Genomic DNA, 14,049 nt, shown 5'->3' with positions numbered 1-14,049 from the left:
CACCGAAGGAGATAAGGGTACGTTGAGCAATTCTGCCGACTCTCCCCCCGGGCCGGTCCGCCGCACCTTCCGGCACCCGGCCAGAGTGCTCACGGCTGCCGTTTTCGCCCTTGCCGGGCTCATCTTCGTGACCAGTGCGAATACGGCGAAGGGCACCAATATCCGCACCGACGCCTCACTGCTGAAGCTGTCCGACCTCATCCAGCAGCGCAGCGAGAAGAACGCCGCGCTGGAGGAGTCCGCCGCATCCGTGCGCGGGGACATCGACAGCCTCGCCCAGCGCGACAACGGCAGCACCAAGGCGGAGGCCGCCAGGCTCAAGGCGCTGGAGCGGACCGCGGGCACCACCGAGCTGTCCGGCCCGGCCGTCTCCGTCACGCTCGACGACGCCCCGCCCAACGCCACCGCCAGCCCCGGCTACCCCGACCCGCAGCCCAACGACCTGGTCATCCACCAGCAGGACCTCCAGGCCGTCGTAAACGCCCTGTGGCAGGGCGGTGCCAAGGGCGTCAAGGTCATGGACCAGCGGCTGATCTCCACCAGCGCCGTGCGCTGCGTCGGCAACACCCTGATCCTCCAGGGCCGGGTCTACTCACCCCCGTACAAGATCACCGCGGTCGGTGACACTGCGGCGCTGCGGCGGGCGCTGGACGCCTCGCCGGCGATCCAGAACTACCTGCTGTACGTGAAGGCGTACGGGCTCGGCTGGAAGGTGGACGAGCAGGGGGCGGCGACCCTCCCCGGCTACTCGGGCACGGTGGACCTGCACTACGCGGAGCCGGTGAAGTAGCAGACGGCGACAGGCGCCGCACAGCTTTCCACAGGCATCCCACGCCGGGCCCCGGGCCCTTTAGTCTGGACCCGGTACCGAATGGAGGGTCTGGATGTACAGCTGGATCTGGCGGCATCTGCCGGGCAACGTGTGGGTGCGTGCGTTCATTTCGCTCGTGCTCGCCCTGGCGGTCGTCTATGTGCTGTTCCAGTACGTCTTCCCGTGGGCGGAGCCGCTGCTTCCGTTCGGCGATGTGACGGTCGACGGAGCGAGCGCGCCGACGGGGGCCGCCCGGTGAGCGCCCGCATCCTGGTCGTGGACAACTACGACAGCTTCGTCTTCAACCTCGTCCAGTACCTCTACCAGCTCGGCGCCGAGTGCGAGGTGCTGCGCAACGACGAGGTGACCACGGCCCACGCGCAGGACGGCTTCGACGGCGTCCTGCTCTCCCCCGGCCCCGGCACCCCGGAGCACGCGGGTGTCTGCGTCGACATGGTGCGGCACTGCGCGGCGACCGGCGTCCCGGTCTTCGGGGTCTGCCTGGGCATGCAGTCCATGGCGGTGGCGTACGGCGGCGTCGTCGGCCGCGCCCCCGAGCTGCTGCACGGCAAGACTTCGCCGGTGCTCCACGAGGGCGCGGGCGTGTTCGCCGGACTGCCCTCGCCGTTCACCGCGACCCGCTACCACTCGCTCGCCGCCGAACCGGACACCGTGCCCGACGAGCTGGAGGTCACCGCGCGGACCGCCGACGGCATCATCATGGGCCTGCGCCACCGCGAGCTGGCCGTCGAGGGCGTGCAGTTCCACCCGGAGTCCGTGCTCACCGAGCACGGCCACCTGATGCTGGCCAACTGGCTGGTGCGCTGCGGGGACACCGGAGCCGTCGAGAGGTCGGCGGGCCTCGCTCCGGTGGTGGGCAAGGCCGTCGCGTGACCCCACCCCGCCACGGAGCCGGGGCCGGGCAGGACGACCCGCACGATCCGCGGGCGTACGAGGAACCGGGCGCGTTCGAGGCGGCGGTCCACCGGCTGGCGGACCCGTTGAACGACCCGCTGCCGGGCCCGGAGCCCGGGGGCCCGCAGTCCGTGGCCCCGGAGCCGCAGGTGCCCTACGAGCCACAGGGCCCCCAGCAGGCCCCGCAGGAGTGGTACGACCCCGATGGGTACCAGCGGGACTGGTACGGCCACCAGGGGCCCGTACAGCCGCCCCTGGACCCTCCGCAGCCCCCCGCCGAGGAGGCCGTGGAGCCGGCCACGGAGGTCATCGGCCGAATAGACGCGGGCGACCCGGCCGGGCCGGCGCCCCGCCCGGGGCCGGAGCCCGAGCCGCCCGCCGGCGGCCGCGCCGAGCGCAGGCGTGCCGCGAAGAGCCGTGGCAGGCGGCGCGCCGCCCCGGCGCCACGCCCGCCCGGCGCCGGGGCGGACGACACCCCGGCGAAGCCCATGACGCGCATGGAGGCGCGCCGTGCGGCCAAGGCCGCCAAGGACAGCCCCGCGATCGTCATCAGCCGGGGCATCGGCGAAGTCTTCATCACCCTGGGCGTCCTGATGCTGCTGTTCGTCACCTACCAGCTCTGGTGGACGAATGTGCGCGCCGACCAGATCGCCGGCCGGGAGACCCACAAGATCCAGGACGACTGGGCCAAGAACGAGAACACCCCCGTGAAGCAGGAGGCGTTCGAGCCGGGGCAGGGCTTCGCCATCATCCACATCCCCAAGCTGGACGTCGTCACGCCGATCGCCGAGGGCACCAGCAAGGAGAAGGTCCTCGACCGGGGCATGGTCGGCCACTACAGCGAGAAGCCGCTGAAGACGGCGATGCCCTCCGACAAGCAGGGCAACTTCGCGCTGGCCGCTCACCGCAACACCCACGGCGAACCGTTCCGCTACATCAACCGCCTGAAGCCCGGCGACCCGATCGTGGTCGAGACCCGGGAGGCGTACTACACGTACGAGATGACGAGCGCGCTGCCGCAGACCTCGCCCTCCAACGTCTCCGTGATCGCGCCGGTGCCGGAGCAGTCCGGGTTCACCAAGCCCGGCCGGTACATCACCTTGACGACGTGTACGCCGGAATTCACGAGTACGTACCGTTTGATCGTCTGGGGCAAGATGGTCGACGAACGGCCGCGCAGCGAGGGGAAGCCCGACGTGCTCGCGGACTGAACGGGCCGGACGCCATGACGACAGGGCAGTGCGATGACAGCGACGACCGAGGACCAGGAGCTGACCGACGAGTCCGCGCCGCCCGCGCGGAAGGGCGGCCGCCATCCCATCGCGACGGCGGTCAGTTTCTTCGGTGAACTGCTCATCACCGCAGGTCTGGTGCTCGGCCTCTTCGTTGTCTACTCGCTGTGGTGGACGAACGTGCTCGCCGATCGCGAGGCCACCAAGCAGGGGCACACCGTCCGCGACAAGTGGGCCGACGGGCCCGGCGCGCTGGACACCAAGGACGGCATCGGCTTCCTGCACGTCCCGTCGATGAAGAACGGCGAGGTGCTCGTCAAGAAGGGCACCGACACCGACATCCTCAACGACGGTGTCGCCGGTTACTACACCGATCCGGTGAAATCCGCGCTCCCCTCGGCCAAGGAGGGCAACTTCGCGCTGGCCGCCCACCGGGACGGGCACGGGGCGAAGTTCCACAACATCGACAAGGTGCACACCGGGGACGCGATCGTCTTCGAGACGAAGGACACCTGGTACATCTACAAGGTCTTCAGCGAGCTGCCGCAGACGTCCAAGTACAACGTCGACGTGCTGGGACCCGTCCCGAAGGGCTCGGGCGCCAAGAAGGCCGGCCGCTACATCACGCTCACGACCTGCACCCCGGTCTACACGTCCAAGTACCGCTACATCGTGTGGGGCGAGCTGGTCCGTACGGAGAAGGTCGACCGCGCCCGTACGAAGCCGGTGGAGCTGCGCTGAAAGGCGTTACGGCAGAGGGCCCCGGTCACCTTCGCGGTGACCGGGGCCCTCTGTTCGTACGGGGTGTGGAGCGGGTCAGTGGCGCTGTCCGCCGTTCGGCCCGGCGACGACGTTGCCTCCGCCCACCGTGGTGAGAGTGACCGTGGTGGTGGCCGGGTCGGACTGTGTGCCCGGCTGCGGGTCGGCATTGGCGACAATGGCGTTGTCGTCGTCCGAGCTGCCTTCGGCGAACTGGATGTTCGTGAAGCCGGCCTGGGTCAGCATCTGCTTGGCCTCGGAGACCTTGTGCATGCGGATCTCGGGGATGGGGACTGTCGGGGGCTGCGTCGGGCCCTTGGAGACCTTCAGGATGATCGAGGTGTCCTTGCCGACCTTTTCGTTGGCCACGGGGGTCTGCTCGACGACCGTACCCGCGGGCTTGTCGGAGTCGACATCGCTGCGACCGATGTTCTTGAAGCCGTAGGCGGTCAGCTGGTTCACCGCGTCGTCGTACGAGCGGCCCGTCACCGGCGGCATGGTGAGCAGCTTCTCCGTGGCGACCTTCAGCGTGACCTCGGAGTTCTCCTCGGCCTTCGTGTCGCCCTTCGGGGACTGCTCCAGGACGGTGCCCGGATCGGCCTGGTCGGACTCGACCGAGGTGACGTGGACGGTGAAGCCCCGCTTCTCAAGGATCTCGCGGGCGTTGGCCTCGGACTTCTCGGTGACGTCCGGGACCTCGACCTTCGGCGGGCCGCTGGAGACGAAGACCGTGACGGTCTCCTGCTCCTTCATCTTCCCGTCCGCCGGTGTCTGGCGGCAGATCTTGCCCTTGGGCTGCTCCTTGCACTCTTCCTTCGGGCCGACCTTGAGAATGATGTTCGTGTTGTCGGCCAGCTTCTGAGCGTCCTGGAGCGTGATGCCGACCATGGGGGGCACGTCGAACGCGCCGTCGTCGCCACCGCCGCCGGGGAAGACCGCCTTGCCGATGAGGATCGCGCCGATCAGCACCAGGATGCCCGCGACGACCAGCAGGATCGTCGAGGTGTGGTTCTTCTTCTGCCTGCGGCGGTCCGGGCGGTCGTCGTAGCCGTAGCCGCCGTCGTCCGGGTTGACCGGCGGCAGCATCGACGTACGGTCGCCGCCCTGGTCGGCGGCGCGCAGGGCGGTGGTGGGCTGGTCGTTGTCGTACCCGCCGGGGTAGCCGCCGTAACCCGCCGCGCCCATCGCGGCGGTCGCGGCGACCGGCTGACCGTCGAGGCACGCCTCGATGTCGGCGCGCATCTCGTCGGCCGACTGGTAGCGGTAGTCGGGGTCCTTGGTGAGGGCCTTCAGCACGATCGCGTCCATGGCGGGCGTGATCTCGGGGTCGAAGGTGCTCGGCGGCTGCGGCTCTTCCCGTACGTGCTGGTACGCGACCGCCACCGGGGAGTCCCCGACGAACGGCGGCCGGACGGTCAGCAGCTCGTAGAGCAGGCAGCCGGTCGAGTAGAGGTCGGACCGGGCGTCGACCTGCTCGCCCTTGGCCTGCTCGGGGGAGAGGTACTGGGCGGTGCCGATGACGGCGGCGGTCTGGGTCATCGTCATACCGGAGTCGCCCATGGCGCGGGCGATGCCGAAGTCCATGACCTTGACCTGTCCGGTCCGGGTCAGCATGACGTTGGCCGGCTTGATGTCCCGGTGGACGATGCCCGCGCGGTGCGAGTACTCCAGCGCCTGGAGAATGCCCACCGTCATTTCGAGCGTCCGCTCGGGCAGCAGCCTGCGCCCGGAGTGCAGCAGCTCGCGGAGCGTCGAGCCGTCGACGTACTCCATGACGATGTACGGGATGGAGACCCCGTCGACGTAGTCCTCGCCGGTGTCGTACACCGCGACGATCGCCGGATGGTTGAGCGAGGCGGCGGACTGGGCCTCACGGCGGAACCGGGCCTGGAAGGACGGGTCGCGGGCGAGGTCCGCCCGGAGCGTCTTCACGGCGACGGTGCGTCCGAGCCGGGTGTCGTGGGCGAGGTAGACCTCGGCCATGCCACCACGGCCGAGCACCGAGCCCAGCTCGTACCGGCCGCCTAGGCGACGCGGCTCTTCCATAACTGTTCCAGCCCTCTCCGTCAGTCCTGACCGCACCGGTGTGCGGTCCGGCGGTGTGCTGTTCGCGCATACGCTACCGGCCGCGCATCAGCTGATCGGCCCGCAGGCAGTACCTGATATCCGACCGGTATCCGCAGAGGCGCTTTCGCGGCCGAGTGTGAGCGGTGTCACTTCTCGCTTTCGATGACCGCCTTCATGACCGCCTTCGCGATCGGGGCGGCCAGGCCGCCACCGGAGATGTTCTCGCGGGTCGCGTCGCTGTCCTCCACGACGACGGCCACGGCCACCGGGGAACCGCTGTCGGTCTTCGCGTACGAGATGAACCACGCGTACGGGTTCCCCTTGTTGTTCAGACCGTTCTGGGCGGTACCGGTCTTGCCGCCGACCTTGACGCCCGGGATCTGGGCGTTGGTGCCCGTGCCCTTCTTGACGACGGTCTCCATCATCTCCTGGAGCTTCTGCGCGTTCCCCGCCGAGAGGGGACGGCTGAACTCCTCCTTCTCGTGCGTGTAGATCACGTCCAGGTTGGGCGCCTTGCGCTCGGCGACCATGTACGGCTGCATGAGCTTGCCGTCGTTGGCGACGGCGGAGGCGACCATCGCCATCTGGAGCGGGGTGGCGCGGTTGGACGCCTGGCCGATGCCCGCCATGGCGTTCTGCGGCCGGTTGTCCTCGGGGTACACGCTGGCGTTCGAGCGGACCGGGGTGAAGATCTCCTTGTTGAAGCCGAACTTGCCGGCCTCGTCCATCATCTTCTGGTTGCCCAGGTCATCGCTGATCTTGCCGAAGACGGTGTTGCAGGACCAGCGCAGCGCCTCACGGAGCGAGGCGTTCTTGCAGGGGATGTTGCCTTCGTTGTCCAGGTCCTTGCGCGACTGCGGGAGGCGCCACGGCAGCGGTGAGTCCGTGTCCGCGTCGATATCGTCGTAGAGCCCGTTCTCCAGAGCGGCGGCCGCGGTGACGACCTTGAAGGTCGAGCCGGGCGGGTAGGTTTCGCGCAGCGCCCGGTTGAGCATCGGCTTGTCCTTGTCCTTCAACAGGGACTGCCACGCCTTGGTGTCGGACGAGCTGTTGCCCGCGAAGGTCGAGGGGTCGTACGAGGGGGTGCTGGCGAGCGCCAGGATGGCGCCGGTCCGCGGGTCGAGGGCGGCGACGGCGCCCTTCTTGTTGCCGAGGCCCTCGAAGGCGGCCTTCTGGGCGGCGCCGTTGAGCGTGGTGACGACGTTGCCGCCCGTCTCCTCGTCGCCGGTGAACATCGACATGGTGCGGTTGAAGAAGAGCTGGTCGTCGTTGCCGGTGAGGATGCCGTCCTCGATGCTCTCCAGCTGGGTGGCGCCGAACGCCTGCGAGGAGTAGCCGGTGACGGGGGCCCACATGGGGCCGTTCTTCCAGACCCGCTTGTACTTGAAGTCGCTGTCCTTGGTCTCGGCGGACCCGGTGATCGACTTGCCGTCCACGATGATGTTGCCGCGCTCGTGGGCGTACCGCTCGATGCGGACGCGGCGGTTCTCGTCGCGGGTGTTGAGATCGTCGGCCTTCACGTACTGCAGGTAGTTGGTCCGCGCGAGAAGGGCGAAGATCAGGACGCCGCAGAAGATCGCGATCCGGCGCAGGGGCTTGTTCACGGTCGGACCACCTGGGTCATCTCGGCGTCGGTGGAGGGTGCGGGTGCCGGCGCGGGGCGGCGTGCGGTGTCGCTGATCCGGATGAGGATGCCGATCAGGGCCCAGTTGGCCAGAACGGACGAACCACCGTAGGCGAGGAACGGCATCGTCATGCCGCTGAGCGGGATCAGGCCCATGACGCCGCCGGCGACGACGAAGACCTGGATGGCGAACGCGCCGGAGAGCCCTGCTGCCAGGAGCTTGCCGAAGGGGTCGCGGGCGGCGAGGGCGGTACGAATGCCGCGCTCGACGATCAGTCCGTACATGAGCAGGACGGCCATCATCCCGGCGAGGCCGAGCTCTTCACCCACCGTGGCGAGGATGAAGTCCGCGTTGGCGGCGAACTGGATCAGGTCGGAGTTGCCCTGCCCCAGGCCGGTGCCCATGGTGCCGCCGGAGCCGAAGGCCATGAGGGACTGCGCGATCTGGTCGCTGTGTGCCATCGTCTCTTTGCCGAACGGGTTGAGCCAGGCGGTCACACGTTCTTGTACGTGAGGCTCGAACGAGGCCACACCCACCGCGCCGGCCGCCGACATCAGCAGACCGAAGACGATCCAGCTGGTCCGCTCCGTGGCGACGTACAGCATGATCACGAAGAGGCCGAAGAACAGCAGCGACGTACCGAGGTCGGTCTCGAAGACGAGGATCAGGATCGACAGGGCCCAGATGGTGATGATCGGACCGAGGTCGCGTCCACGCGGCAGGTACAGGCCCATGAAACGGCGGCTGGCGAGGGCCAGCGCGTCCCTTTTGACCATCAGGTAGCCGGAGAAGAAGATCGCGATGAGGATCTTGGCGAACTCACCCGGCTGAATGGAGAACGGGCCGAGGCTGATCCAGATCTTCGCGCCGTTCACCGCGGGGAAGAACATCGGGACGACCAGCAGAACCAGCGCCGCGGCCATCGAGATGTACGTGTAGCGCTGAAGGATGCGGTGGTCCTTGAGGATCATCAGGACCGCGGCGAAGAAGGCGACGCCGATCGCCGAGTAGAGCAGCTGCTTGGGGGCGTCGGCGCTGTACGACCCGTACAGGTACTCCGCACGCCGGATCAGCCGCGGCGACTGGTCGAGCCGCCAGATCAGCACCAGCCCCAGCCCGTTGAGCAGCGTGGCCAGCGGCAGCAGCAACGGGTCCGCGTACGGGGCGAACTTCCGCACCACGAGATGGGCGACACCGCCGAGCAGGATGAGCCCCGCTCCGTAGCCGAACATTCCGGACGGCAGCTTGCCGTCCAGCGCCAGGCCCACGTTGGCGTAGGCGAACACCGAGATGGCGATGGCGAAGACCATCATCATCAGTTCGGTGTTGCGTCGGCTCGGCGCGTTGATCGCGCCGACCGTGGTCGTGTTGGTGACAACGCTCATGGTGCTGAAGGCCCCCTACGGCTCTACTTCTTACCGCACTGCGGGACCAGCTTCTTCTCTTCCTCCGAGAGGCTGGGCCCAGGAGTGGGAGTCGTGGAAGTCTGCTCGGACTTGGTGTCGCCACCGGACGTCTTGGAGGACTTGGACGCCTTGGTGGCGTCGGTGTCCGTGCCCTGCGCCTGGCCCTCGTCGCCGTGCTTCTCCGCCGCGCGGCGGGCCGCGTCCTTCTTGCAGGCGGACGCCTGGGTGGAGAGCTCGGTGATCTTCTCGCGGGCGTCGGTGAGGCTGCCCTCGGCGATCGTCGCCTCGACCTTCTTGCGCTGGTAGGGCGGGAGGTACTTGAGTTCGATCTCGGGATGGTCGGTCTCGACCTTCGAGAGCGAGAGCCAGCCCAGGTCCTGGCTGATGCCCCGGTACAGCGCGACGTTGTCGTTCTTCGCGCCGACGTAGAACTGGGTCTGGGTCCAGCGGTAGCCGCCGTACAGACCGCCGCCGACGACCGCCAGCGCGAGCACGATGTACAGGGACCGCTTCAGCCACTTGCGGCCGCCGCGCTTGACGAAGTCGTCGTCGGAGTAGGAGCCGAAGGACCCCTCCGGCATGTCGCCGTAGTCGCCGTCGTCGCCGCTGCCGGGCGGGCCGAAGCTGCCGGAGGGCGGCGGTACGGGACGGCCGAGGCCGGCCGCACGGCCCGCCGGCGTCTGCATCGCGCCGCCGTCGTTCAGCTGGGCCGCCTGGTTCTCGGCGACCGCGCCGACGACGACCGGGGTGTCATTGAGCTGCCCGGCCAGGGTGTCGTTGCTGTCGACATCGAAGACATCGGCGACGATGCAGGTGATGTTGTCCGGTCCGCCGCCGCGCAGGGCGAGCTGGATCAGGTCCTGGATGGTCTCCTGCGGGCCCTGGTAGCTGGCGAGCGTCTCCTCCATCGTCTGGTGGGAGACGACGCCGGAGAGCCCGTCGGAGCAGATCAGATAGCGGTCGCCGGCCCGGACCTCACGGATGGAGAGGTCGGGTTCGACATGGTCGCCACTGCCCAGCGCGCGCATCAGCAGGGAGCGCTGCGGGTGGGTGGTGGCCTCCTCCTCGGTGATCCGGCCCTCGTCCACCAGCCGCTGGACCCAGGTGTGGTCCTGCGTGATCTGGGTGAGCACGCCGTCGCGCAGCAGGTACGCGCGCGAGTCGCCGACGTGCACCAGGCCGAGGCGCTGGCCGGTCCAGAGCAGGGCGGTGAGCGTGGTGCCCATGCCCTCCAGCTGCGGGTCCTCCTCGACCATCATCCGCAGCTGGTCGTTGGCCCGCTGGACCGCCGTACCGAGCGAGGTGAGGATGTCGGAGCCCGGGACGTCGTCATCGAGCTGGACGAGGGTGGAGATCACCTCGGAACTGGCGACCTCGCCGGCCGCCTGGCCGCCCATGCCGTCGGCGATCGCGAGGAGGCGGGGACCGGCGTAGCCGGAGTCCTCGTTCCCCTCCCGGATCATGCCCTTGTGCGACCCGGCGGCGAAGCGCAGGGACAGACTCATGCGCACCTCACCCGTCGGTTCGGGGTACAGCCGGTCTCGAGCCACACTGCCCACCCTCCGGTCGGGAGCCTGGCCGGGTCCGATGCCCGGACCCCAGCGGCTCGCTCGCTCCGCTCGCTCATTGTCGTACTACTTCCGCAGCTCGATGACGGTCTTGCCGATCCGGATCGGCGCGCCCAGCGGAACGGGCGTCGGGGTGGTGAGACGGGTCCGGTCCAGGTACGTGCCGTTGGTGGACCCGAGATCCTCGACGATCCACTGGCCGTCACGGTCGGGGTAGATCCTGGCATGCCTGCTGGACGCGTAGTCGTCGTCCAGCACGATCGTTGAATCATGGGCCCGGCCGAGCGTGATGGTCTGGCCCTGGAGCGCCACCGTGGTGCCGGTGAGCGTGCCCTCGGAGACGACCAGCTTGGTCGGGGCTCCCCGGCGCTGGCGGCCGGGCTGCTGGCGCTGCTGCGGCGGTGCCGCGTTCTGGCGTCCCTGGGGCGGACGTGCGTCGTTCGCGGTGCGGCGTGAGCCGCGCTGCGTGACGCGCGTTCCGAACAGGTCGCTGCGAATGACCTGGACGGCCACGATCACGAACAGCCACAGAACAGCCAGGAAACCTAGCCGCATGACCGTCAGGGTCAGCTCTGACATTGCCCCCGCTTCACCCTTCGGCTTGCCGGTAAACGATGGTGGTGCTGCCCACGACGATCCGCGAGCCGTCGCGGAGCGTAGCGCGGGTGGTGTGCTGCCCGTCTACCACGATGCCGTTGGTAGACCCGAGATCCTGGATCGTCGAGGGCGTTCCGGTCCTGATCTCACAGTGCCGGCGGGAGACGCCGGGGTCGTCGATGCGCACATCGGCGTCGGTGCTGCGGCCCATGACCAGCGTCGGGCGGGAGATCTGGTGGCGGGTGCCGTTGATCTCGATCCAGCGCCGCACCTGCACGTTCGGCGGGGAGGCGGGGGTGGCCGGCGGACGCCGGTCGGAACCGCTGTGGCGCCCGGCGCCCGGCGGCGGGCCTGCGGGCATGGGCGGGGCGGAGGTGGGCGGGTAGCCGTAACCGCCGGGGGCCTGCGGGGCGGAACGGCCGGGGTACCCCTGAGGGGATTGGCCGCCATAGCTTTGGCCCGGGCTCGGCGCCTGGCCGTGTCCCTGGCCCTGTGACGAACTCGACGCCAGGGTGCGGCTGCGGACCCGGTAGAGACCGGTGTCGAGGTCCTCGGCCTTCTCCAGGTGGACCTTGATGGGGCCCATGAAGGTGTACCGCTGCTGCTTGGCGTAGTCCCGGACGAGGCCGGAGAGCTCATCGCCCAGCTGACCGGAGTACGGACTCAGGCGCTCGTAGTCGGGGGCGCTGAGCTCGACGATGAAGTCGTTGGGGACGACGGTGCGCTCACGGTTCCAGATGGTGGCGTTGTTGTCGCACTCCCGCTGGAGGGCACCCGCGATCTCGACCGGCTGGACCTCGGATTTGAAGACCTTGGCGAAAGTGCCGTTCACCAGACCTTCGAGACGCTGCTCGAAACGCTTCATCACTCCCATGGGGCACCTCCTCCGGTGTCATCGTCCCTGTACTGCTTACTGATCGTATCCACGCGTCGGGAAATCGGCTGGTTCCCCTTGTCTGCCCTGGGGACGAGTGGCCCCCCTCACACGGATCGTAGAGGTGGCCTCCTCACAGTGTCCCGCACCTTGGACGCACTCAGGAGGAGTGGGGGGAGACCGCCGGGGGTTCCCGGTTCCTCTCGGATGTTCTGCGGACGCCGGCCGAGCGTGCGGCGAGTACCCGGTGATCAGGGGGTCGAACAACGGATGTGAATCCACCCTGTCCAGCGTGCTAATCTTCCGGATGTCGCCAGGCGATCGCACCGAAAAGTGAGAGAGCCCGGAAGCACCACTCTTGCGCGAGTGGCGGAACGGCAGACGCGCTGGCTTCAGGTGCCAGTGTCCTTAGGGACGTGGGGGTTCAAATCCCCCCTCGCGCACAAGAAGGAAGCCCCCCAGGCATCAGCCCGGGGGGCTTCTTCCGTTCGGGGACGATCCCTTTCCTGTGTGTTTGGTTTCACGTGAAACACCCGTTTTACGAGTGCGGCCCGGGCGCCGGGCGGGGGCAGACGGCGGTCGGTGTGCGGCGGTACCGTCGGCGGCAGTTGATGTTGGGGCAGGTACCCGGCGGCTGCGCCGGGCGGGGGCGGGGGAGGCTGCGCGCCATGGAAAAGGCCGGGACGGGACTGCCGCCGGTGCGGCTCGTTGAGCTCGACGGTGAGGCTGCGGTGACGGGGGCCGTGCTTCCCGCGGCCCCGGGTGGGCCGCGCATACCGGCCGTGCCGGGCTTCGCACGCCGTACGGGCAGGGCTGATGCGGCGGCCGGGAGCCGGCCGAAGGAGAAGGGCAAGGCGCTGCGGGCGCGGGTGCCCAGGTCCGCGCACGCGACGCTGGTCCTGCCGGCCGGGCGGCCGGACGCGGTGCGCGCGGTCGAGGAGTCCAACCGGGGCCGGGTGGCGGAGCTGACGCCGATACGGGTGGGCCGGATGGCCGCCACCCCCTTCGCCTTCCTGCGCGGCTCGGCCGGGCTGATGGCCCACGACCTGGTGGGCACCCCCGTCACCGGGGTCGCCGCTCAGCTCTGCGGCGACGCGCACGCGGCCAACTTCGGGCTGTACGGCGATGCGCGGGGCGGCCTCGTCATCGACCTGAACGACTTCGACGAGACCGTGACCGGGCCCTGGGAGTGGGACCTCAAGCGCCTGGCGACCTCGCTGGTGCTCGCGGGCCGGGAGGCCGGTGCCGATGAGGACACCTGCCGCAAGGGTGCGTACGACACCGTGGGCGCCTACCGGCGGACGATGAGGCTGCTGGCCCGGATGCCCACGCTCGACGCGTGGAACGCCATCGCGGACGAGGAGCTTGTCTCCCACACCGGCGCGCGGGACCTGCTCGGCACTCTGGAGCGGGTCTCCGAGAAGGCCCGGAGGAACACCGGCGCCCGCTTCGCGGCGAAGTCCACGGAGGACTGCGAGGACGGCGGCCGCCGCTTCGTGGACGCGCCGCCGGTGCTGCGCCGGGTCCCGGACGTGGAGGCCGCGGCCGTGGCGGCGGGGCTGGGGGACTATCTGCGGACCGTCTCCGAGGACCGGCTGCCGCTGCTGGCCCGGTACGCGATCCACGACGTGGCGTTCCGGGTGGTCGGCACCGGCAGCGTGGGCACCCGCTCGTACGTGGTGCTGCTGCTGGACCACCGGGGGGAGGCGTTGGTGCTCCAGGTGAAGGAGGCCAGGCCCTCGGTGCTCGGGCCGCATCTGGCGGCCGTGGGGTTCGCGGTGCCGGAGGTCGCGCACGAGGGGCGGCGCGTGGTGCTCGGGCAGAAGCGGATGCAGGTCGTCAGTGACCATCTGCTGGGGTGGACGACGGTGGACGGCCGGCCCTTCCAGGTGCGGCAGTTCAGGAACCGCAAGGGGAGCGTCGACCCCGCCGCCCTGGCCGCCGACCAGGTGGACGACTACGGCCGGATGACCGGGGCGCTGCTGGCGCGGGCCCACGCGCACAGCGCGGACCCGAGGCTGCTGGCGGCCTACTGCGGCAAGAACGACGAGCTGGACGAGGCGATGGCGGCGTTCGCGGTGACCTACGCGGACCGCACGGAGGCGGACCACGGGGAGCTGGTGCGGGCGATCGGGGCGGGGCGGATCGCCGCGGAGCGGGGTGTGTGACGGGCGTGTAGCTGTGACGGGCGTGTA

The 14,049-nt window shown here is 69.4% G+C and carries 12 protein-coding genes and 1 tRNA gene; 7 read left to right on the top strand and 6 right to left on the bottom strand.

Annotated features, from left to right (window positions below; genetic code table 11):
• Positions 1 to 22 precede the first annotated feature (22 nt).
• The 5 genes from OG338_RS14400 (at position 23) to OG338_RS14380 (ending at position 3,699) form a co-directional block, all read left to right on the top strand.
• Positions 23 to 790, top strand: coding sequence for a DUF881 domain-containing protein (locus OG338_RS14400; RefSeq protein ID WP_405937721.1), 768 nt, complete (start codon positions 23 to 25; stop codon positions 788 to 790).
• Positions 791 to 884: 94 nt separating this feature from the next.
• Entirely contained in the window at positions 885 to 1,070 is a 186-nt protein-coding gene (locus OG338_RS14395; protein ID WP_018101915.1) for a hypothetical protein, read from the top strand.
• Positions 1,067 to 1,705 carry an aminodeoxychorismate/anthranilate synthase component II gene (locus OG338_RS14390; RefSeq protein WP_018101916.1) on the top strand — a complete coding sequence of 213 codons (639 nt, stop codon included), beginning with the start codon at positions 1,067 to 1,069 and terminating at the stop codon, positions 1,703 to 1,705. The genes OG338_RS14395 and OG338_RS14390 overlap by 4 nt, the downstream gene beginning before the upstream one ends.
• Positions 1,702 to 2,937 (top strand): class E sortase, encoded by a 1,236-nt coding sequence (locus tag OG338_RS14385; RefSeq protein WP_405937720.1) that lies wholly within the window; start codon positions 1,702 to 1,704, stop codon positions 2,935 to 2,937. The genes OG338_RS14390 and OG338_RS14385 overlap by 4 nt, the downstream gene beginning before the upstream one ends.
• Positions 2,938 to 2,970: 33 nt before the next feature.
• Positions 2,971 to 3,699 (top strand): class E sortase, encoded by a 729-nt coding sequence (locus OG338_RS14380; protein ID WP_405937719.1) that lies wholly within the window; start codon positions 2,971 to 2,973, stop codon positions 3,697 to 3,699.
• Positions 3,700 to 3,774: 75 nt separating this feature from the next.
• On the opposite strand, the gene pknB is transcribed toward OG338_RS14380, so the two are convergent.
• The 6 genes from pknB to OG338_RS14350 all read right to left on the bottom strand — a co-directional run bounded on the left by pknB (position 3,775) and on the right by OG338_RS14350 (position 11,854).
• Positions 3,775 to 5,763: a Stk1 family PASTA domain-containing Ser/Thr kinase gene (pknB, locus tag OG338_RS14375; RefSeq protein WP_405937718.1), complete on the bottom strand. Its 1,989-nt coding sequence runs from the start codon at positions 5,761 to 5,763 to the stop codon at positions 3,775 to 3,777.
• Positions 5,764 to 5,930: 167 nt separating this feature from the next.
• Positions 5,931 to 7,388, bottom strand: coding sequence for a peptidoglycan D,D-transpeptidase FtsI family protein (locus tag OG338_RS14370; protein WP_405937717.1), 1,458 nt, complete (start codon positions 7,386 to 7,388; stop codon positions 5,931 to 5,933).
• Positions 7,385 to 8,794 carry an FtsW/RodA/SpoVE family cell cycle protein gene (locus OG338_RS14365; protein ID WP_405937716.1) on the bottom strand — a complete coding sequence of 470 codons (1,410 nt, stop codon included), beginning with the start codon at positions 8,792 to 8,794 and terminating at the stop codon, positions 7,385 to 7,387. The genes OG338_RS14370 and OG338_RS14365 overlap by 4 nt, the downstream gene beginning before the upstream one ends.
• A gap of 23 nt (positions 8,795 to 8,817) precedes the next feature.
• Positions 8,818 to 10,320, bottom strand: coding sequence for a Stp1/IreP family PP2C-type Ser/Thr phosphatase (locus tag OG338_RS14360; RefSeq protein ID WP_405937715.1), 1,503 nt, complete (start codon positions 10,318 to 10,320; stop codon positions 8,818 to 8,820).
• A 129-nt stretch (positions 10,321 to 10,449) separates the two neighbouring features.
• Positions 10,450 to 10,962 carry an FHA domain-containing protein gene (locus OG338_RS14355; RefSeq protein ID WP_018101923.1) on the bottom strand — a complete coding sequence of 171 codons (513 nt, stop codon included), beginning with the start codon at positions 10,960 to 10,962 and terminating at the stop codon, positions 10,450 to 10,452.
• 10 nt (positions 10,963 to 10,972) lie between these two features.
• Positions 10,973 to 11,854: an FhaA domain-containing protein gene (locus OG338_RS14350; RefSeq protein WP_405937714.1), complete on the bottom strand. Its 882-nt coding sequence runs from the start codon at positions 11,852 to 11,854 to the stop codon at positions 10,973 to 10,975.
• Positions 11,855 to 12,214: 360 nt separating this feature from the next.
• Between OG338_RS14350 and OG338_RS14345 the strand changes: the two genes are divergently transcribed.
• Together OG338_RS14345 and OG338_RS14340 are read left to right on the top strand one after the other, a co-directional pair.
• Positions 12,215 to 12,297, top strand: a tRNA-Leu gene (locus OG338_RS14345).
• Positions 12,298 to 12,522: 225 nt separating this feature from the next.
• On the top strand, positions 12,523 to 14,022 hold the full coding sequence (locus OG338_RS14340) for a DUF2252 domain-containing protein (protein WP_405937713.1): 1,500 nt from the start codon (positions 12,523 to 12,525) through the stop codon (positions 14,020 to 14,022).
• Positions 14,023 to 14,049 lie beyond the last annotated feature (27 nt).

This window comes from Streptomyces sp. NBC_00726 (genome assembly GCF_045161735.1).
Classification (GTDB): Bacteria; Actinomycetota; Actinomycetes; order Streptomycetales; family Streptomycetaceae; genus Streptomyces.
The sequence above is the reverse complement of the archived record's forward strand: the minus strand, read 5'-3'. Positions and strand labels throughout refer to the sequence as shown.